This is a genomic window from Rathayibacter sp. AY1D9, assembly GCF_002932395.1.
Lineage (GTDB): Bacteria > Actinomycetota > Actinomycetes > Actinomycetales > Microbacteriaceae > Rathayibacter.
On sequence record NZ_PSVQ01000051.1, the window covers coordinates 1 to 20,787 of the forward strand.

The window sequence follows — 20,787 nt, forward strand, 5'->3', positions numbered from 1 at the left end:
GTCAGGGGCGGCGTGGGGCCCGGAGGCGCACCGTGAGCGGCGCGCCCCCGGGGGCGCGCCGCTCACGGTGCGCCTCCGGGCCCCACGCCGCCCCTGACGATGGAGTCACGATGACGACCGCATCGACGCCCGTCGACGCCGAGCTCCCCCGATCCGCGGGGCTCCGGCGCCGCCACACGGCCGGGCTGCTGATCCTCCTCGCCGCGGTGGCTCCGCTGCCCTTCACCGCCGCCTCCCCGGCCGTCGCCCTCGGCGAGCCGACCTCCACCGACCCGATCGCGCCGGACACCGCCGACCCCGCGATCGAGTTCCACGACGGCGACTGCTCCATGGTGGCGACAGCCCGGGCAACTCCGTCGTGATGCGGAGGGCGCCCACCCTCGCGGCACTCGGCACCACCGCCCCGACCACCGGGTACACCGACACGAACCCCGGCGGCTGATCCCTCGTGCCGGTCGAGCAGCTGCCCCTCCCTGCCGGTCGAGCAGCCGCCCGGCGGCGTATCGAGCCCTTCGTGCTCCGCACACAGGCTCCGACACGCCCCTGACGGCGCTGCTCGACCCAGCAGGGCTCGGCACCCCGAGATCCTCTCCCCCTCCCTGAACCGCACCACTCCACTGAAGGAGCACCATGCCCCCCACCACCACACCCGCGCGGCGAGCGCCGCTGCGCGCCGCGCTCGCCGCGCTCGGCCTCGGAGCAGTGCTGCTCTCGGGCCTCGTCGCCCCGGCTCCGGCCGCGCAGGCGGCCGATGCCGTGATCCCGCAGCAGGGCCTCCTCGCCGACTACCGGTTCACGCAGACCACCGGCAGCACGGTCCCGAACACCGTGAGCGGAGGCGTGGGAGCCGCCACCGTCCGCAACGCGACCGACGCGCTCTGGACCGGCACGTCGCTCCGCCTCACCGGCGGCCCCAAGAGCAGCACCACCGCCCCCTGGGTGCAGCTGCCCGCGAACCTGCTGACCGGCCGCTCGTCGGCCACCGTCACGATCGAGACCCGCGCCGACGCGTCGATGCTCTCGAACTTCCACTTCCTGTGGAACATCGGCAGCGACAGTACGAACCAGTACTGGTTCGCGTCCGTCCGCGACCGGGTGCGCACCGCGATCACGACCAGCGGAGGGAACGGCGAGAACAACGCCCGCAGCGCCTCCGCCCTCACCGCCGACCGCTGGTACAGCCTCACGTCGGTGATCGACGGCAGCGCCGGCACGATCTCGTTCTTCGTCGACGGCGTCCAGGTCGCCTCGGCGCCCACCGCCCTGCGCCCCTCGTCGGTGGCCGACCAGTCGCTCAACACGATCGGCCGCGCACCGTACCCCGACCCGTTCTACACGGGCGAGGTCTCGGCGTTCCGCGTCTACGACCGCGCGCTCACCGGGGCGGAGGTGGTGGCCGTGTCGAGCGTCGACGCGAAGCCTCACGCCTCCACGTTCTCCCCGATCGCCGCCGCCGTGCTGGCCGGGGTCGCCCCGCTCACCGTCGACGACTCGACCACGAACCTGCCCGACTACGGGGGAGCGGTGACCTGGTCCTCCAGCGACCCGACCCTGCGCGTCTCGGCCGACGGCCGCACCCTCAGCGCCGACCGCCCCGCCGTGGGCCAGGCCGCGCGCACCTCGTCGCTCACCGCGACGGCGTCGATCCGCGGAATCGTGCAGACCCGCTCGATCGCCGTGACGGTCGAGCCGCAGGTCGGCGTCGACACCCCCTACGGCTACATGATGGTCCACTTCGTCGAGGACTCCCAGGGCTACGCCGAGAAGATCTACCTCGACGTCTCCCGCGGCGACGACCCGGAGAAGTGGGACCCGCTCAACGGCGCGAAGCCGATCCTGGCCTCCGACCTCGGCACCACCGGTGTCCGCGACCCGTACCTGACCTACAACCCCGACACGAAGAAGTACTACATCATCGCCACGGACCTCCGCGTCTTCGGCGGCGACCGGGGCCCCAGCACCTGCGACACCTGGTGCTACTGGACCACCAAGGGCAGCACGAAGATGAACGTCTGGGAGTCGAGCGACCTCGTGTCGTGGAGCGACGTCCGCCAGTTCGACGTGGCGCTCGACGCCGCGGGGACGAAGAAGCTCGAGGCCGGCATGATGTGGGCTCCCGAGGCCACGTGGGTGCCGGACTACGCGGGACCCGGCAAGGGCGCGTTCGTCGTCTACTGGTCCTCGACGGTCTACCCGACCGCGGCGCACACGCCGGGCACCGGATCCTCCCGCGTGCTCTGGGGAGCGACCACGGACTTCACGCAGGCCACCTACTCGTACGGCGGCACCTTCATCGACACCGGGGCCGACACGATCGACACCACGCTGATCCAGGACTCCGGCACGACCTACCGGATCTCGAAGGACAACGGCACCGGCAAGGGCATCTACATGGAGTCGACCACCTCGGCGACCTGGTGGCTGCCGACGACCTCGTGGACGCAGATCCAGTCGCGCATCGGCGCGGTGTGGTCCGGCGGCAACCCCGGTGGGGTCGAGGGCCCCGCGGTGTTCAAGGACCACGGCGAGGACACCTGGTACCTGTACGTCGACGTGATCCCCGCGACCGGCTACAAGCCGATGGTGACGAACGACCTCGACACGGGCTGGACCCAGCTCACCGACCCGGGCTTCTCGCTCGCCTCGTCGACCAAGCACGGCGGCATCGTCTCGCTGACCGCGGGGCAGTACGCCGAGGTCCGCTCGGCCGACGCCGCCTCCGCGGTCCGCTCGGACCTCGGCGAGGTGACGGTCGCCTCCGGCACCGACGCCGCGGCGGCTCTGCCCGCCCGCGCCGACGTCGTGCTCGCCTACAACCGGGGCACCGCCTCGCAGCCGGTCACCTGGAACACCTCCGCGGTGGCGACGGCGCCCGGCCGCTACTCCGTCACCGGAGTCGTCCGCACGATCGGTGCGAACGACAACCAGTGGGTGGGCGCGAACGGATCGACGGCCTACAACGCCGCCGACCGTCGGCTCTCGAGCTCCACGGCCGTCACGGTCACCGCGACCGTGGTGGTGACGGCACCGACCTCGACGCTCACCGCGTCCACCCGCTGCGTCGCGGGCAAGGTCGTCCTCACCGGAGTGGTGAAGAACACGGGCACGACGCCCCTCTCGGTCGTCATCCGCTCGCCGTTCGGCGCCTCGCAGACGCTGACCGCCGCCCCCGGCGCCAGCGCCTCGGCCGCCTTCACCACCCGTCAGGCCTCGGTCCCGGCCGCCTCGCTCACCGCGGGCGCCCTGACCGCGGCCTACCCGGCGCGCACCTGCTGACGCACGCGCGCCGCTGACGCCGAGACGGCCCGCCCCCGCCGAGACACCGCCCCACTGCGGTGCCTCGGCCGGGAGCGGGCCGTCTCGGCGTCGAGCGCCTCGGAGCTCCGCGGCGGCCGCCCCACATCCCGGCACGGCAGGCTGTACGGATGAGCGCGCCTGGAACCACCGACCCCCTCGACCACGTCCGCGTGCGCGGCGCCCGCGAGAACAACCTCCGGAGCATCGACGTCGACGTGCCGCGCGACGCCCTCGTCGCCTTCACGGGGGTCTCGGGATCGGGCAAGAGCTCGCTCGCCTTCGGCACGCTCTACGCGGAGGCGCAGCGCCGCTACTTCGAGTCGGTCGCCCCCTACGCGCGGCGGCTGATCGACCAGGTCGGCGTGCCGGACGTCGACTCTATCGAGGGCCTGCCGCCGGCCGTCGCCCTCCCGCAGCGGCGCTCCGGAGGCTCGGCCCGCTCCACGGTCGGCAGTGCGACGACGCTCTCGAGCGTGGTGCGGATGGTGTTCTCGCGCATCGGCGCCTACCCCGAGGGCGCGCCGATGCTGCTCGCAGAGGACTTCTCGGCCAACACCGTGCAGGGCGCATGCCCCAGCTGCCACGGCATCGGCCGGGTCTACGACGTCCCCGACGAGCTGATGGTGCCGGACGACTCCCTCTCGATCCGCGACGGGGCGCTCGCCGCCTGGCCGACCGCCTGGCACGGCAAGCAGCTGCGCGACAGCCTGATCTCGCTCGGCCACGACATCGACGCTCCGTGGCGCGATCTGCCCGCGGAGGACCGCGACTGGATCCTGCACACGCCCGACTCGCCGCAGGTCCCCGTGTGGACCGACCGCTCGCCCGCGGAGGTGCGCGCCTCCGTGGCCGCCGGGGACGAGCCGCGCTACATGAGCACGTTCCTCGGGGTGCGCCGCTACGTGCTCGACACCTTCGCCGGCTCGAAGAGCGCCCGGATGCGCGAGCGCGCGGCCTCGTTCGTCGTCAGCGTCGCCTGCCCGGTGTGCGGCGGCCGGAGGCTGAAGCCCGACGCGCTCGCCGTCACCTTCGAGGGGCTCGACATCACCGAGCTGTCGGCGCTCCCGCTCGAGGAGCTGGTCGTCGTCGCGCGGCGCGTGCTGGAGCCCGGCTGGACCCCGGCCGACGGCGCTCCGCAGACCCGCCTGGCCGCGCAGCGGCTGGTCGAGGACCTCGTCGCCCGCCTCGCGCCGATCGTCGACCTGGGCCTCGGCCACCTCACGCTCGACCGCTCCACGCCGACACTCTCCTCGGGGGAGCTCCAGCGGATGCGCCTCGCGACGCAGGTGCTCTCGCGCCTCTTCGGCGTCGTCTTCGTGCTCGACGAGCCGTCCACGGGCCTGCACCCCGCCGACACGGAGGCGCTGCTCGGCATCCTGCGGACCCTGCGGGCGACCGGCAACACCGTCTTCTTCGTCGAGCACTCCCTCGACGTCATCCGCGAGGCCGACTGGATCGTCGACATCGGCCCGGGCGCGGGGTCGGGGGGCGGCACCGTCGTCTACTCCGGCCCGCTCGACGGCCTGCCGGGCGCCCGCGACTCCGTCACCCGCCGCTACCTCTTCCCCGAGGGCGACCCGGCGCCGCTGCGCTCCCGCCGCACCGCGGAGCAGTGGATCGAGCTCGCCGGCGTCTCGCGGCACACCCTCGACGACCTCTCCGTCGCGTTCCCGGTCGGGGTGCTCACCGCGGTCACCGGTGTCTCCGGATCGGGCAAGTCGACGCTCGTGAACCAGGCGCTGCCCGATCTGCTGCGCGCCTCGCTCCGCGCCGACGTCGCCGAGGACGCGCCGGCGGAGGAGGGCGGGGAGGCGGACCCGCTGCTCGACGCGGCGGCGGCGGCGACCCGCGGCACCGCCTCCGGGCCCGCGGACCGCCTGCGCCGGGTGGTGCAGGTGACCCAGACCCCGATCGGCCGGACCTCGCGCTCGAACGTCGCGACCTACACGGGTCTGTTCGACCGGGTGCGGACGCTCTTCGCGGCCACCCCGGAGGCGAAGCGCCGCCGCTTCTCGGCGAGCCGCTTCTCCTTCAACCTGCCCAGCGGGCGCTGCCCCGTCTGCAGGGGCGAGGGCTCCGTGGAGGTGGAGCTGCTGTTCCTCCCGACCGTCGAGGCGCCCTGCACGGCGTGCGGCGGCACCCGGTACAACGACGAGACCCTCGAGGTCACCCTCGGCGGCCGGACGATCGCCGACGTCCTCGCGCTGAGCGTCGCCGACGCGCGCGAGGCCTTCGCCGAGGACCGCGAGGTCGCCCGCCACCTCGACGCTCTGGTGGACGTGGGGCTCGGCTACGTCTCGCTCGGCCAGCCGGCGCCCGAGCTGTCCGGGGGAGAGGCGCAGCGGGTGAAGCTCGCCTCGGAGCTGCGTCGCGCCCAGCGCGGGGACACGCTCTACCTGCTCGACGAGCCGACGTCGGGCCTGCACCCCGCCGACGCCGACCGCCTGCTCGAGCACCTGCAGCACCTCGTCGACGCGGGCAACACGGTGATCGTCGTCGAGCACGACATGCGCGTCGTCGCCGACGCGGACTGGGTCGTGGACCTCGGCCCGGGGGCGGGCCGGGCCGGCGGCTCGGTGGTCGCGACGGGCACTCCGGAGGAGGTCGCCGAGGCCGCGGGCAGCCGCACCGCTCCGTACCTCCGGGCGGCTCTGGACCGGCGCCGCTGAGCGCTCGAGGACCCTGTCAGTCCTCTCACCGAAACCTCGCCGAAAACTTTTGTTAACGGTAACATCCAAGGCGGCCCGCCCCCCTGGGCCGGATTTCTCAACGACGAGAGGCCTCACGAATGAGACGACGACTCCCCCTGGCCACCGTGGCGGTGATGGCGCTGACGGCGGGTCTCCTGTCGGTCGGCCCCACGGCCCAGGCCGCCCCCACCACCTCGCTCGACGCCGCGAAGGTGCTCGAGCTCCCGTTCGACGGGTCGCTCGCCGACACCAGCGGTCGTGGTACCGCCCTCGGGATGCAGAAGGGCACCGCCTCCTACGGCACCGGCCTGAACGGCCGGGCGTTCGAGTTCACCGGATCGAACGCGATCTCGCTCGGCACTGCGGCGGCGCTTCAGCCCGCCGACCTCACCGTCTCGTTCTGGTACAAGCCGACCAGCGCGATGACCGGTGAGCAGGTCTTCACCTGGAACAAGACCGCCTACAACTCCGACGGCTGGTACCTCACCTCCGAGGGCGACGGCACTCCGCTCGCCCTCTCGATCGGCCCGTCCGGCGGTCAGCCGTACAAGGTCGCCGTCGAGACCGCCCGCTCCGGCTTCTTCCCCGCGGGGGAGTGGACGCACGTGGTCGCCACGTACGACAAGAGCACCAAGGCCGTCGCCTTCTACCGCAACGGGGTGAAGCAGACCGCCGTCGTCAAGACCGCGCCGTCCTCCTCCGCATCCGGCGTCCTCGGCTCCGAGAGCACCTCGACGAAGACCCTCGGCTTCAACGGCCCCCAGTACAACGGCGCGCACCTGCGCGGCCTGCTCGACGACTACGCGCTCTACAACGGCGTCGCGACCACCACCGACGTCGTCGCCCTGACGAAGGCCGGCAACCCCTCCTTCGACCCCGCGAGCATCGCCCGGGCCGACCTCGAGCTGGTCGCCCCGCCCGCGAGCACCAGCACCGGCTTCACCCTGCCCACCGTCGGCGCGAAGGGGTCCGCCCTCAGCTGGACCTCCTCCGACCCGGCGACCGTCGCGATCAGCGGAGGCACGGCCGCGGTCACGCCGCCCACCGGCTCCGCGACGCAGGTCGTCCTCACCGGCTCCGCCACATACGGGGGCAGCACCGCGGTCACGAAGACCTACACTCTCCAGGTGCAGCCCCGGGGAGTGAAGACGTCGAACTACCTTCTGGAGGCCGGCCTGTCCGACGTCTCCGTGCAGGACCCCTACCTCGAGAACGGGGAGCAGCAGACCGTCGAGTACCTGCTGAGCCTCGACCCCGAGATGTTCCTCTACTCCTTCTACCGCGAGGCCGGGCTCACGCCGACCACCAGCGGCGGATACGGGGGTTGGGAGCGCGAGAACGGCACCCGGTTCCAGGGCCACTTCTTCGGCCACTACCTCTCGGCGCTCTCGCAGGCCTACGCGACCGAGGAGGACGCGGCCACCAAGGCGGCTCTGCTCGCGAAGCTCACCGCTTCCGTCGACGGTCTGAAGAAGGTCCAGGACGCCTACGCGCTGAAGGACCCCGCGAACGCCGGCTACGTCTCGCCGTTCCCGACCCGCTACCTCCCCTCGGGCGGCGACGGCCTGCTCGTCCCCTTCTACAACCTGCACAAGGTGCTCGCAGGCCTCCTCGACGCCCACGACCAGGCGCCCGACGCCGTCTCGCAGAAGGCGCTCACCGTCGCCGGCGGCTTCGGCAGCTGGATCACCGCCTGGGCGGGCCGTCAGGCGAACCCCGGTCAGCTCCTCAACACCGAGTACGGCGGGATGAACGAGGCGCTCTACCGCCTCTACGAGACCACGCACGACCCGGCGCACAAGCGCGCGGCCGAGTACTTCGACGAGACCGCGCTGTTCCAGAAGCTCGCGAACAACGAGGACGTCCTCAACGGGCTGCACGCGAACACGACCGTCCCGAAGCTGATCGGCGCGCTGAAGCGCTACCGCGTCTTCACCGACGACCCGGCGCTCTACGCCACGCTCACCGCCGCGGAGAAGTCGGATCTCGACATGTACCGCCGTGCCGCCGAGAACTTCTGGCGCATGGTCGACGAGACCCACACCTACGCCAACGGCGGCAACAGCCAGTCCGAGCACTTCCACGCACCCGGCACCCTGTACGAGTACGCCACGAACGGCCAGACCACCGGCTACGGCGAGAACTCGACCTCCGAGGGCTGCAACATCTACAACATGCTCAAGCTCACCCGGGCGCTGTTCCAGGTGACCGAGGACGTGAAGTACGCCGACTTCTACGAGGAGACGTTCATCAACGGCGTCCTCTCGGTGCAGAACCCGGACACCGGCATGGTGACCTACTTCCAGCCGCAGACCGCGGGCTACGCCAAGGTCTTCGGGCACGAGCTCGACGAGTTCTGGTGCGACCACGGCTCGGGTATCGAGAGCTTCACCAAGCTCGGCGACTCGATCTACTTCGAGAAGCCGAAGACCGTCTTCGTGAACCAGTTCCGCTCCTCGGTCCTCCGCTCCTCCGCGAACAACCTCCGGCTGACCCAGACGGCGGACATCCCGAGCACGGACACGGCGACCCTGAGGGTCGAAGCGCTGGCCGGAGGAGCCGTGGCCGCGGACACGACCCTCAAGCTGCGCGTGCCGTCCTGGATCGACGGAGCGCCGACGCTCACCGTGAACGGTGCCGTCCGTGCCGTCACGGCCCAGGCCGGATACGTCTCGGTCGCCGTCGCCGCCGGTGACGTGCTGACCTGGAAGCTGCCCGCCGCGGTCAGCGCGGTCGCGGACACGGAGAACCCCGACTGGACCGCGTTCCGCTACGGACCGGTGCTGCTGGCGACCGAGCTCAACCGCTCGAACGTCGAGGCGTCCTACGTCGCCGGCGTCCTGGTGCGCATGGGCACGGCCGACAAGTCCGTGAACTCGAACGTCGTCGTCGCGGACTCCGCGGCCTGGAAGTCCGCGGTCCGCGGCAACCTGGTCCGCCTGCCCGACGGCGCGGACGGCAACGGCCGCACGACGATGCGCTTCGGCATGAAGAACGTCGACGCCGCGTCCGCCGCCCGGGTGTTCACTCCGTACTACAGCCTCTACAACGCCCGCTACGCGACCTACATGACCCTGATCGAGCCCGACTCGGCCGCGGCCCAGGAGCTGATCCGGACGCAGAAGGAGCAGCTGCGCGTCGACGAGACGACGATCGACTCCCTCACCTCCTTCGACAACAACAACAGCGAGGCCGACAAGAACTACAAGACCGCGCGGTCCTCGGTGGGGACCTGGCGCGGCGAGGGGTACCGCGACGGCGAGCGCTCAGCGGAGGCGTACTTCCAGTACGACATGATCGTCGACCCGGCTCTGCCGGCGAACTACCTCGGGGTCCGCTACTACGGCGGCGACGCGGGACGCACCTTCGACGTCTACCTCAACGACGTGAAGCTCAAGACCGAGGTGGTCTCGGGAGCGGCCGGAGCGACGAGCTGGTACGTCCAGTACGACCGGATCCCGGCGTCGATCCTCAGCGGTCTCGCCGCGAAGGACAGCTACAAGCGCGACCAGAGCGGGAAGTACGTGCTCGACGCGAAGGGGCAGAAGATCCCCGTCGTCACGGTGCGCTTCCAGGGCACCGGATCCAGCTACGTCGGCGGTGTCTTCGGGGTCTACACGACCGAGTCGACCACCTACGCTGCGGACCCGGAGCTGACGAAGCTCTCCTCCGACGTCGGGACGCTCTCGCCGGCTCTCGCCGCCGGGGTCAGGGACCACACGCTCACGGTGCCGGCCGGCACGACGAGCGTCTCGCTCGACCTGGACCCGGCCGTGCCCAGCGGTCTGGTGAAGGTCGACGGCGTGCTGATCGACGACACCCTCCGCCGCACGGTGCCGCTCGCGGCGTCGGGCACGACGAGCGTGGTCGTCGAGTCGTCGGCGCAGGACCACACGACCACCGCGACCTACCGCCTCTCCATCGTCCGCGCCTCCGCGGCGACGGTACCGACGACCGTGGCGGCCACCAGCCGCTGCGTGGCGGGCAAGGTCGTGGTGACGGTCTCCGCTCGGAACGACGCGAAGGTCCCGGCGGGGATCACCCTCGGCTCCGCCTGGGGCTCGAAGGCGTTCACCGGGATCGCTCCCGGGTCGAGCGCCTCGCACGCCTTCACCACCCGCGCCGCCTCGGTGGCCGCGGGCTCGGCGACGGTGACCGCGACGGCCACCCTGGACGGAGCCGCGGTGACGACCACGAAGCAGGCCGCGTACTCCGCTCTCACCTGCAAGTGACGTGACGACGACGGCCGTCGGGGTTCGCCCCCGGCGGCCGTCGTCGTCAGTCGGAGGCGCGGTAGAGGCCCTGGAGCAGCCCGATGACGTCGCCCAGGAGGGGCGGCGGGTCGCTCCGGATCCACGCGGCGTGCACGGGGACCGGCGGAGCGTCGCGGACGACCCGGTAGGCGAGGCCCTGCCGCCGGTACTGGCTCACCGTCGACTCCGCGGTCACTCCGCGGGCGGTGCCGCTGCTGATCACCGTGAGCCAGTCGTCGACGTCGGTCGTCGGGACGGTGATCCGCGGCCGGTCGTGCTCGGGCCAGAGGTCGAGCCGGGTGCTCCCGGTCCGGTCGTCGAGCGCGAGCGGAGCGGTCGCCACCTGGGCGAGGGTGACCGTGCGCTTCGCGGCGAGCGGGTCGTCGACGGACAGGGCGCAGTAGCGCTTCTCGGTGCCGATCAGAGCCGACTCGACGTCCGCAGCCGGAGATCCGCGCCGGAGGATCGCGAGATCGCTGAGGCCCTCCGCGAGCCCCGCGGTGGGCGTGTTGGAGCGGATCAGCCGCAGCTCGTGGCGGGGGAGCGCCGCGGCCCAGCGGCGCTGGAACTCCTGGGTGTGCTCGCCGAGAGCCGACCAGGCGTACCCGATCCGGATCGTGTCCGTCCCGGCCGCCGCCTCCTCGCGAAGGTCGTCGACGACGGCCAGGACGCGGCGGGCGTGCCGCAGCACCCGCTCGCCCGCCGGCGCGAGCTCGACGCTGCGGGTCGTCCGGTGGAGGAGCCTTCGTCCGAGGACGGACTCGAGCGCCGCGACGTTGCGGGAGACCGCCGTCTGGGAGATGCCGAGGTCGATCCCCGCGTCGGTGAAGGTCCCGGCGTCCACGACGCCGACGAACGACCGGAGGTGGCGCAGTTCCAGATCCATGACCGCATCCTATTCATGCGGTTCCCGCATCGATCCGACCGGTGATGCATTGTGAGCCGGGGCCGGACGGCTCGCAGACTTCCGGCATGACGAAGCAGCTCCCCGGCGACGGCCGGACCGTCGGCGTCGCGACCGCCCTCGCGAGCGCCCTCTCGAATCAGCTCGGGGCGGCCTCCGGGACTCTGGCCTTCCCGGTCCTGGGATCCGTCGGAGTGGTCGCCGTCCGGCAGATCGTCGCCGCGCTGATCCTCCTCCCGGTCGTGCGGCCGCGGATCCGCGACCTGACCCGCGCGCAGTGGTGGCCCGTCCTGCTCCTCGCCGTGGTGTTCGGAGCGATGAACCTCACGCTCTACGCGGCCATCGACCGCATCGGGCTGGGGCTGGCGGTGACCCTGGAGTTCTGCGGGCCGCTGGCGGTCGCGCTCCTCGGCTCCCGGAGCAGGACCAGCGCGCTCTGCGCCCTCGTCGCCGGAGCGGGCGTCCTCGCGATCGCCGGGCCGAGGCCCTCGTCCGACCAGCTGGGGATCGCGCTCGGTCTCGCGGCCGCGTGCTGCTGGGCCGCGTACATCATGCTCAACCGGATCATCGGACTCCGGCTGCCCGGAGCGCAGGGGACCGCCACGGCGACCGGGATCTCCGCCGCCGTCTTCCTGCCCGTCGCCGTCTGGACGCTCGTCTCGACGCGCCCCGACGCGGGCACCGTGCTCCTGGCGGTCGGCGCCGGCGTCCTGGCGACGGCCGTCCCGTTCGTGGCCGACGTGATCGCGCTCCGGAGGCTCCCGGCGAGCGTGTTCGGGACGCTCATGAGCGCCAACCCCGTCCTGGCCGCCCTCATCGGCGCGGTCGTGCTCGGGCAGGACGTCGGCGCGGCCGGATGGATCGGCAGCGCCCTCATCGTCACCGCGAACGCGGCGGTCCTCCGGCGGGGGCGTCGCGCGCGGTGAGGCCCGGCGGCGGGCCGAGCGAGAGGTGATCCCGTCGAGATGCCGCCGCTGTGCGTTACCTGTTCGTTATGAAAAAGGCGCCTACACGACCAAACCAGGGACACCCTGGGAAACAGCAGGTCGCGGGAGAAAACTCTCCTTTATGAACCAGACAGCGGCACCCGTGCGCGAGCATCGAGCTCTCTACTTCCTGCTCGCCGCCCTCGCGGGCATCGTCACGGGCGGAGTCCTCCTCGCCGTCGCCGAGCTCATCGCCCTCGCGGTCGCCCGCACCGCGAGCCCCGTGCTCGCGCTCGGCGCCTTCATCGTCGACATCGTCCCGCGCCCGCTCAAGGAGTTCGCGATCGAGACGTTCGGCGAGAACGACAAGACCTTCCTGCTCGGCAGCGTGGGCGCCGCGGTCGTCGTCGCCGCCGCGATCGCCGGAGTGCTCCAGCTGGTCCGCCCGCCGCTCGGCCAGGTGCTGCTCGTGATCGCCGGCGGCCTCTCGATCGCCGCCATCGTGACCCGCACCGGAGCGTCGCCGCTCGCTGCGGTGCCCACGCTGGTCGGACTCGTCGTCGCCGTCGTCGTCATGCACCTCCTCTTCACGCGCCTGCGCGGCTGGCGTGCGGCCCGGGCCTCGGAGGCCAGGGGAACATCCTCCGAGGCCCGTCCGGGCGCCCTCGAGCGCCGCGGCTTCTTCCGCATCGCGCTGATCTCCGCCGTCGGCGCGGCCGTCGTCGGCACCGGTGCCCGCCTGGTCAACGCGGCGACCTCCTCCCTCGCCGGTGTCCGCGACGCCCTGCGCCTGCCGTCCCCGCGCAGCACCGTCTCGGTCCCCGCGGGCGCCGAGCTCGACATCGAGGGCATCACCCCGCTCTACACGCCGAACGCCGACTTCTACCGCGTCGACACCGCGCTCACCGTGCCCAACCTGGACCCGTCGGCCTGGTCGCTGAAGATCACCGGCATGGTCGACCGCGAGGTGACGCTGAACCTCCAGCAGATCTTCGACATGGGCCTCGACGAGTACGGCATCACCCTCACCTGCGTCTCGAACCAGGTCGGCGGCAACCTCGTCGGCAACGCCAAGTGGCTCGGCGTCCCCCTGCGCGACGTGCTGAAGATGGCCGGCGTGCAGAGCGGAGCCGACATGCTCCTCTCGACCAGCAGCGACGGCTACACGGCGTCCACCCCGATCACCGCGGTCACGGACGAGAACCTCGACGCGATCCTCGCCGTCGGCATGAACGGCGAGCCCCTCCCGTTCGAGCACGGCTTCCCGGTGCGGATGATCGTGCCCGGCCTCTACGGCTACGTCTCGGCCACCAAGTGGCTCACCGAGCTCAAGGTCACCACCTTCGAGGCCGACCAGGCCTACTGGACCCCGCGCGGCTACTCCGCCGAGGCCCCCATCAAGATGTCCTCGCGGATCGACACCCCGCGGATCGGCGTCCCCGTCACCTCGGGCGCTCTCAAGATCGCGGGCGTCGCCTGGGCGCAGAGCATCGGCATCGAGAAGGTCGAGGTGAGCATCGACAACGGCGACTGGCAGGAGGCGACGCTCTCGACCCCGGTCAACCTCGACACCTGGGTGCAGTGGTTCGTCGACTGGGACGCCCAGCCCGGCTCGCACTACGTCGCGGTCCGCGCGGTCGACAAGAACGGGATGGTCCAGATCGAGGACCGCGCACCGGTCGCGCCCGACGGCTCCTCCGGCTGGCAGCGCACGCTCATCAACGTCACCTGACGCCCTGCGGAGGCGCCGATCCCCGGGGGTCGGCGCCTCCGGTGCGTCCGGCGTCCGTCGCGACGACGCCCCCGCAGTGCGGACGGCCCTGACGCGAGGTCGCCTTGGCGGCAGGCACCGCGGCACGTCCCGGCCCGGCGCGCAAGCCTCCGCGGCGGCGCGGCCCGCGAGGAGGCGCCGCTCTAGCCTTCGAGGATGCGCTCCCGGCTCCTCCACCTCCGCGAATCCTTCTGGTTCCTCCCGGCCCTGTTCGGCGTCCTCGCCGTCGGGCTGGCGCTGGGGCTGGTCGAGGTCGACCATCTGCTGGTCCGCGCCGGCGTCAGCGACATCCCCCTGATCGAGGACCTGTCGCCGACTGGCGGCCGGGCGATCCTCTCGGCGATCGGCGGGACGATGCTGGGCGTCGCCGCGACCTCGTTCTCGATCACGATCTCGGTGCTGGCGACCACGTCCTCCGCCTACGGGCCCCGGCTGGTCCGCAACTTCATGGCCGACCGCGGCAACCAGGTCGTCCTGGCGGTGCTCACGTCCACGTTCCTGTACTCGCTGATCGTGCTGCGCGCGGTGCACACCGAGGAGGACGCGTCGCTGACGTTCGTGCCGGTGGTGGCCGTCTCGTTCTCGGTGCTGCTCGCGGTGGGTGACGTCGCGGTGCTCGTCTACTTCATCCACCACATCGCGCTGTCGGTGCAGGTGACGACGCTGCAGCAGCGGGTGCTCGGCGAGCTCGTCGACGTGATCGAGCGACTGCATCCGGAGGACGGTGAGGAGCCGGTGGACGTGGAGGAGGCCCTGCTCGCGGAGGAGGCCCTGCCGCCGGCGGGGCGCGAGCCGGTCGTGCTGTGTGCGGTGCGCGGGGGCTACGTCGAGCAGCTCGAGGTCGAGCGGCTGGTCGCCCTGGCCCGCCGCGGCGACGCGCGGCTCCGGGTGCTCGCGCTGCCCGGCGACCACGTCCTCGTCGGCGACCCGGTGCTCGAGGTCCTGGAGGGGTCCGTCGCCCAGGAGGAGGCGGTCGCCGCGGTCGTCGTCGCTGACGCGCGCACCCCGCACCAGGACCTCCGGTACGCCGTCCAGCAGGTGGTCGAGATCGGAGTCCGCGGGCTCGCGACCGGCACGAACGACCCGTACACCGCGGTCGGCGCCGTCGAGGCCCTGACCAGCGCGCTCGTCGACCTCTGCGGCCGGCCGGAGGCGCGCGGCCGCTACTCCGACGCCGACGGAGTCGTCCGCCTGGTCGTCCCGTGGCCTCGGGCGGGTGAGCTGCTGGCAGACGTGTTCCTCGCGCTGCGCTCGTACGCGATGGAGCAGCCGCTCGTCGTCCGCGCCGGCGTGCGCCTCGCCGAGCGGCTCGCGGTCGTCGCCCGCGGCGGGACCCGCGTCGAGCTGCACCGCCAGGTCCAGGCGTTCGCCGCCGCGCACGCCGCCGCCGACGGCGACGCCCTCGAGGCGCCGGCCCTGCGCGCGTCGCTCGCCGCGCTCGAGGCGCGCCTCGCGGCCTGAAGCCGGCCTGCCGGATGCTCCGGGAGGCCGCACCGCCCATGGAGTGCTCGAATCGATTCGAGTAGGCTCGGCGCATGACAGAGAACACCACTGAGCTGCGCGTGGGGGTCGTCGGCCTCGGCTTCGCCGGCACCACCCACCTCGACGCCTTCCAGTCCCTGCCCGGCGCCCGCGTCGTCGCGCTCGCCGGCCAGGAGGAGGCGCGCTTGCACGAACTCGGCGCGACCCGCGGCGTCCCCGACCTCTACGCCGACTGGGAGGAGCTCGTCGCCCGCGACGACCTCGACGTCGTCTCCATCGGCGTCCCGAACCACCTGCACCACCCGATCGCCGTGGCCGCGCTCGCGAGCGGCAAGCACGTCTTCTGCGAGAAGCCGCTCGCCACCACCGCCGAGCTGGCGGCCGAGATGGTCGAGGCCGCCCGCACGAACGACCGGGTGCTCGAGATCGCGTACAACCACCGCCGCCGCGCCGACGTCGCCTTCCTCCGCGACTACCTCGACGACGCGCCGCTGGGCGACGTCTACCACGCCCGCGCGAGCTGGCAGCGGCGCACCGGCATCCCCGGCATCGGCTCCTGGTTCACCAGCAAGGAGCTCGCCGGCGGCGGCCCGCTCATCGACCTCGGCTCCCACGTGCTCGACATCGCGCTGCACCTGCTCGACGAGCCGCGCGTGACCAGCGTCTCGGCGGTCGCGTACGGCGAGATCGGCCGCTCCGGCCGCGGAGGGCGCCCGCACGGCGTCGCCGCCACCGGCACGCACGCGTTCGAGGTGGAGGACTTCTCGAGCGCCCTGCTGCGCCTCGACAACGGCCGCTCGCTCCAGCTCGACGCCTCCTGGGCGAGCTACTCGAAGGTCGACGAGGACATCGAGGTCGAGCTGCTCGGCTCGGCCGGGGGCGCGCGCCTCCACATCGCCGACTACGCCACGGAGGGGACTCTGACGCTCTACTCCGAGGTCGCCGGAGCGCCGACCGTCTCGCACCCCGACGTGAAGGTCCCCGCCGGGCACCACCGCTCGGTCATCGCCGAGTTCCTGGAGGCCATCGCCTCGGGAGCCGACGCGCCCGCGGGCGGCCCCCGCTACTCCGGCCACTACGGCGAGTACGCGCTGCACCGCAGCCGGGTGGTCGACGCGATCTACCGCTCCGCGGCCGAGAAGAAGGAGGTGGCGGTCGCATGAGCGCCCCGATCGAGGTCCTCGTCTGGAACGAGTTCCGCCACGAGACCCGCGGCGACGAGACCGTGCTGCGCCACTACCCGGACGGCATCCACCGCGTCATCGCGGACGGGCTCGCGGAGTCGCTCGGCGACGCCGTCTCGGTGCGCACCGCGACGCTCCCCGAGCCCGAGTACGGGCTCACCGAGGAGGCGCTCGCGACGACGGACGTGCTGCTGTGGTGGGGGCACATCGCGCACGAGGAGGTGTCGGACGAGGTCGTCCAGCGGGTCCTGCGGCACGTGCAGGAGGGGATGGGGATCCTGGTCCTGCACTCGGGCCACTACTCGTCGATCTTCAAGGCGCTCATGGGCACGACCTGCTCGCTGAAGTGGCGCAACGACCGCGACCGCGAGCTGGTGTGGACGATCGCGCCCACCCATCCGATCGCCGAGGGCGTGCCCAGCCCGCTGATCATCCCCGAGCAGGAGATGTACGGCGAGTACTTCGACATCCCGGTGCCGGAGGAGACGGTGTTCCTGTCGACGTTCACCGGCGGCGAGGTGTTCCGCTCCGGAGTGACCTACACCCGCGGCCTCGGGAAGGTCTTCTACTTCTCGCCCGGCGACCAGGACTACCCCGTCTACCACCACCCGGACATCCGGCGCGTGCTGGCGAACGCCGTCCGCTGGGCCCGCCCGACCCGGCCGCGCACGCCCCTCACGGCCGACCACCACCCCCGGGGCTGGTTCGAGTCCTGACGCGAGCTCCCGCGCCCTCCCCTCCCTCTCCGCGAGATGCCGCTCCGGTACGCGACACGCCGTGCCGGGCGCACCGACGTGGCGTCTCGCGGGGAGGTACTGGGGGGATGCAGCAGACGGAGGGGCGCGAGCCGGACGAGGTGCGCCGGTACGGGGAGGCGCCGGAGCAGATCGCGGACGTCTTCCGCGGGGCGCCCGGCGGGGCGCGCCGGCCGGTCGTGCTCGTGCACGGCGGGTTCTGGCGCGCGCGGTGGGACCGGCGGCACGCCCGGCCGCTCGCGGCGGCGCTGGCCGACCGCGGGCACGACGTGCTCCTCCCCGAGTACCGGCGCGCGGGCGACACGGGAGGCGGCTGGCCGGGCACCGGGGACGACGTCCTGGCCGTGCTCGCGGCGCTCCCGGCACTGCTGTCCGGCGCCGGACCGGTCACCCTCGTCGGCCACTCCACCGGCGGCCACCTCGCCGTCTGGTCGCAGGCCGCCCGTCCGTCGCCGCACGTCGCCGCCGTGGTGGCGCTGGCGGGCGTGCTCGACCTGGCCGCCGCCTCCGCCGACCGCCTCAGCGGCGACGCCGTGGGGGAGCTCCTCGGCGGCGACCTCGCGCTGCTCCCGGGCGCCGACCCCGCGCAGCTGCCCGCGCCGCCGCAGCCGACCATGCTGATCCACGGCGCACTCGACGAGGACGTCCCCGTCGCCTACAGCCGCCGATACGCCGACCGGCACCCCGCCGTGCAGCTGCACGAGCTCGCCGACGCCGACCACATGGCGCTCGTCGATCCGACGACGCCCGCCTTCGCGATCCTCCTCGCCGCGCTCGGCTGACGCGCGCCGTGAGCGGGACTGCGACGCTCCGCCCGCCGAGGCGCGACGGGAACAGGCCGCCTACAGGACCGGCGGGTACAGGAAGAGCGGGACCTGCGCGGTGGGGAAGGTGCGGGTCACGTAGCTGTGCTTGCCGCCGTAGTTGTACTCCTCGAGGAGCACGGTGCCGTCGTCGTTGACCTTCTGCACGTAGGAGACGTGGTTGTAGGTCCACCACGCGACGCAGCCGACGATCGGGACGCTGCTGGTCGCCCAGCCCTTCGCGGCCCAGTTGTCCGGCCACTCGTAGGCGCTGCCGCCGAGCGGGGTGATGTTGCCCCACGTGTACTTCCACGGCGCGGAGGTGCGGCCGGCGTCGCGGTTGAGGCGCCAGGCCACGAAGTCGACGCACTCGCGGTAGTAGTAGCCGAGGGGCGAGAGTCCGCCGCCGTCGTCGTCGATGGTCTCGTAGGGCCACGGGTAGTCGTCGCCGACCGCGCGGGTCTGCACGGTCGAGAACTCGCCGCCGTTGGATCCGGAGAGCACGGCCGCCTGGCGGCTGGCCTCGTCGAGCTGCGCCTGGGTCGGTGCGGCGAAGGCGTCGCGGACGGCGGTCTGGCCGGCGGCGTCGGAGGAGACGGTGAGGTTCTGGAGGCCGACCCGGTTCGCGGCGGCGCGGCCGGTCGCGGTGGCGGAGGAGCTGCGGGCGCCGTACGCGGGGATCGCGGCCGTGGCGAAGAGGCCGCCGACCACCGAGAAGGTGCCGAAGGCCAGGGCGCGGCGGCTGAGGCCACGGGCTCGGGCGGGCTCGGCGGCGCGGGGAGCGACGGGGCGGGAGGCGGACGCGCGGCGCGGAGAGGCCGGGATCGACCGGGAGGCGGGGGAGGCGACGGCGGGGACCTCGACCGAGACGGTCGGAGCGGTCGCCACGGCCGTTGCGGCGTCGACGGCGGTGGGCGCGGAGTCGCCAGCGCCTGCGGAAGCGGCGGAGTCGTCCGATCCGCTGCCCTCGACCGCGGTGCCGGCGGTCGCCGCGCCCGTCTCCGTCTCGGCCCGGGCCGCACGGCGCTCGGCCTCGCGGGCCTCGCGCCGGGTCGGGGGTGCAGTGGTCGGGGTGCCGGCACTCTCCTCAGGGGTGGGAATGCCTGGCTTCGACACGCGTGCGTTCTCCTCGGGTGACGGTGGTGACGGGGGGTCGGGGGCCGGTGGGGATCCGGCGACGAGCCACTCTAGCCCGAGGCCCGCGCATAACGGAACGATCACGACGGATCCGGCTCGGATGCTCCGACCGCTCGCGCCCGCGCGGTGCCAGGATGGGGCGCAACCGGGAAGGAGCTCCTCATGACCGCACCCACCCCCACCGGGCCCGTCCTCGTCGGCATCGTCGACGGCCAGCGACCCGAGGTCCTGCGCACCGCCGCCCGCGTCGCCGCCGACGCCGGAGCCGCCCTGCTGCTCGTGTCGGTCTCGGCCGATCCGTACCTCGTCGGCGAGTACGTCGATCCGATGACCGGCGGCATCCCGCTCGGCTTCGTCGGCGCCGCGGCCGACCGCGGCGAGGGCCCGTCCCTCCCGCCCGGGCTCCGCGAGACGGTCGAGCACGAGCTGCACGGCAGCACCGTGCAGTGGTCGCTGCGCGCGGCGCGGGGCGAGCCCGCCCTGGCGCTCGCCGAGGTCGCCGAGGAGGTCGACGCGCGGATGATCGTGGTCGGCACCCGCGACGCGGGCGTGCTCGCGAGCATCGCCGAGTTCCTCAGCGGGAGCGTCGCCGCCCACCTCGCGCACCGTCAGCACCGCCCCGTGCTCGTCGTCCCGCGCGCCGACCGCGACCCGTCGCGCCCGGCGCCCTGGGACCTCGCGGAGTGACGCGACCCCTCCACCTGCGCCCCTCCGCGATCCTCCTCGTCGCGGCGGGCGGAGCCGTCGGCACGGCTGCCCGCGCCGCGATCGGCGCCGCACTTCCCCCGTTGGGCGTCGTGCCGGTCGCGACGCTCGCCGTCAACCTGCCGGGCGCGTTCCTCCTGGGCCTCCTGCTCGAGGCGCTGGCACGGCGCGGGCCGGACGAGGGCGGGCGCCGCACCCTGCGCCTCCTGCTCGGCACCGGCGTGCTGGGCGGATTCACGACCTACAGCACCTTCTCGCTCGACACGGTCGCGCTGCTCGAGGGCGGCCACGTCGTGGAGTACCTGCTCTACGCCGGCGGCACGCTCGTGCTGGGCGTGCTTGCGGCGGCGCTGGGCATCGCGGTCGCGGGGCGGCGGAGGGCGGCGGCGTGACGCCCGGCCTGCTGCTCGCGGTCGCTGTCGCGGGCGGAGTCGGAGCGGCCGCACGGCTCGTCGTCGACGGGGTCGCGCGGTCGCTCGTGCCGGCGCGCTGGCCGGTCGGCACCGCGCTGATCAACGTCAGCGGGTCGCTGCTGCTCGGAGTCGTCACCGGGCTCGTGCTGGCCGGCGTCCTCGACCCGGTGTGGCGGGCAGTGCTCGGGACGGGCGTGCTCGGCGGCTTCACCACGTTCAGCACGGCGAGCGTCGAGACCGCGCGGCTCTTGCTCGACCGGCGCTGGGCGGCCGGCCTGGGGTACGGCGTCGGCACGGCGGCACTCGCCGTCGCGGCGGCCGCCGCGGGCCTCGCCCTGACGGGCGTCCGGCTGTCCTGAGCGGCGTGGCGGGCGAACCGGAGCGGCGTGCGGCTCCGCTCCTCACCGCCCTTCCCGGAACGCCCCCCACGGATGTCATCCGCCCATCTTCACCCATGCTCCGGAGGT

General features: G+C 73.1%; 15 protein-coding genes. 13 read left to right on the forward strand and 2 right to left on the reverse strand.

The window, feature by feature from the left end; all coding sequences use genetic code 11:
• The first annotated feature begins 110 nt into the window (after positions 1-110).
• The 4 genes from C5C50_RS15460 (at position 111) to C5C50_RS15475 (ending at position 10,219) form a co-directional block, all read left to right on the forward strand.
• On the forward strand, positions 111-362 hold the full coding sequence (locus C5C50_RS15460) for a hypothetical protein (RefSeq protein ID WP_104226573.1): 252 nt from the start codon (positions 111-113) through the stop codon (positions 360-362).
• A 268-nt stretch (positions 363-630) separates the two neighbouring features.
• Positions 631-3,276: a LamG-like jellyroll fold domain-containing protein gene (locus C5C50_RS15465; RefSeq protein ID WP_104222429.1), complete on the forward strand. Its 2,646-nt coding sequence runs from the start codon at positions 631-633 to the stop codon at positions 3,274-3,276.
• A 149-nt stretch (positions 3,277-3,425) separates the two neighbouring features.
• Complete coding sequence (locus C5C50_RS15470) at positions 3,426-5,966, forward strand: excinuclease ABC subunit UvrA (protein WP_104273846.1); 2,541 nt, start codon at positions 3,426-3,428, stop codon at positions 5,964-5,966.
• A gap of 119 nt (positions 5,967-6,085) precedes the next feature.
• The gene (locus tag C5C50_RS15475) at positions 6,086-10,219 is read left to right on the forward strand and encodes a beta-L-arabinofuranosidase domain-containing protein (protein WP_104273847.1); all 4,134 of its coding nucleotides are present in this window, start codon (positions 6,086-6,088) and stop codon (positions 10,217-10,219) included.
• 46 nt (positions 10,220-10,265) lie between these two features.
• On the opposite strand, the gene C5C50_RS15480 is transcribed toward C5C50_RS15475, so the two are convergent.
• Positions 10,266-11,126 (reverse strand): LysR family transcriptional regulator, encoded by an 861-nt coding sequence (locus tag C5C50_RS15480; RefSeq protein ID WP_104273848.1) that lies wholly within the window; start codon positions 11,124-11,126, stop codon positions 10,266-10,268.
• 86 nt (positions 11,127-11,212) lie between these two features.
• Here C5C50_RS15480 and C5C50_RS15485 point away from each other — a divergent pair, with 86 nt between their 5' ends.
• The 6 genes from C5C50_RS15485 to C5C50_RS15510 all read left to right on the forward strand — a co-directional run bounded on the left by C5C50_RS15485 (position 11,213) and on the right by C5C50_RS15510 (position 18,044).
• On the forward strand, positions 11,213-12,070 hold the full coding sequence (locus tag C5C50_RS15485; RefSeq protein ID WP_104273849.1) for a DMT family transporter: 858 nt from the start codon (positions 11,213-11,215) through the stop codon (positions 12,068-12,070).
• Between the two features lie 142 nt (positions 12,071-12,212).
• Complete coding sequence (locus C5C50_RS15490; protein ID WP_104226578.1) at positions 12,213-13,802, forward strand: molybdopterin-dependent oxidoreductase; 1,590 nt, start codon at positions 12,213-12,215, stop codon at positions 13,800-13,802.
• 195 nt (positions 13,803-13,997) lie between these two features.
• A complete protein-coding gene (locus tag C5C50_RS15495; RefSeq protein WP_104273850.1) occupies positions 13,998-15,302 on the forward strand; it encodes a DUF2254 domain-containing protein in 1,305 nt (434 codons plus the stop codon).
• Between the two features lie 74 nt (positions 15,303-15,376).
• A complete protein-coding gene (locus C5C50_RS15500; protein ID WP_104273851.1) occupies positions 15,377-16,486 on the forward strand; it encodes a Gfo/Idh/MocA family protein in 1,110 nt (369 codons plus the stop codon).
• The gene (locus tag C5C50_RS15505) at positions 16,483-17,223 is read left to right on the forward strand and encodes a ThuA domain-containing protein (protein WP_104273852.1); all 741 of its coding nucleotides are present in this window, start codon (positions 16,483-16,485) and stop codon (positions 17,221-17,223) included. The genes C5C50_RS15500 and C5C50_RS15505 overlap by 4 nt, the downstream gene beginning before the upstream one ends.
• Positions 17,224-17,330: 107 nt before the next feature.
• A complete protein-coding gene (locus C5C50_RS15510) occupies positions 17,331-18,044 on the forward strand; it encodes an alpha/beta fold hydrolase (protein WP_104273853.1) in 714 nt (237 codons plus the stop codon).
• Positions 18,045-18,104: 60 nt separating this feature from the next.
• Here C5C50_RS15510 and C5C50_RS15515 read toward each other — a convergent pair whose 3' ends face one another.
• Positions 18,105-19,181, reverse strand: coding sequence for a CHAP domain-containing protein (locus C5C50_RS15515; RefSeq protein WP_181132813.1), 1,077 nt, complete (start codon positions 19,179-19,181; stop codon positions 18,105-18,107).
• A 183-nt stretch (positions 19,182-19,364) separates the two neighbouring features.
• Here C5C50_RS15515 and C5C50_RS16765 point away from each other — a divergent pair, with 183 nt between their 5' ends.
• Genes C5C50_RS16765 through C5C50_RS15525 form a run of 3 tightly spaced genes read left to right on the forward strand, consistent with a single transcriptional unit; the run spans position 19,365 to position 20,679 of the window.
• Positions 19,365-19,889, forward strand: a complete 525-nt coding sequence (locus C5C50_RS16765) for a universal stress protein (protein WP_104308825.1) — start codon at positions 19,365-19,367, stop codon at positions 19,887-19,889.
• Positions 19,886-20,299 carry a CrcB family protein gene (locus C5C50_RS15520; protein ID WP_104222440.1) on the forward strand — a complete coding sequence of 138 codons (414 nt, stop codon included), beginning with the start codon at positions 19,886-19,888 and terminating at the stop codon, positions 20,297-20,299. The genes C5C50_RS16765 and C5C50_RS15520 overlap by 4 nt, the downstream gene beginning before the upstream one ends.
• On the forward strand, positions 20,296-20,679 hold the full coding sequence (locus C5C50_RS15525) for a CrcB family protein (RefSeq protein ID WP_104222441.1): 384 nt from the start codon (positions 20,296-20,298) through the stop codon (positions 20,677-20,679). The genes C5C50_RS15520 and C5C50_RS15525 overlap by 4 nt, the downstream gene beginning before the upstream one ends.
• Positions 20,680-20,787 lie beyond the last annotated feature (108 nt).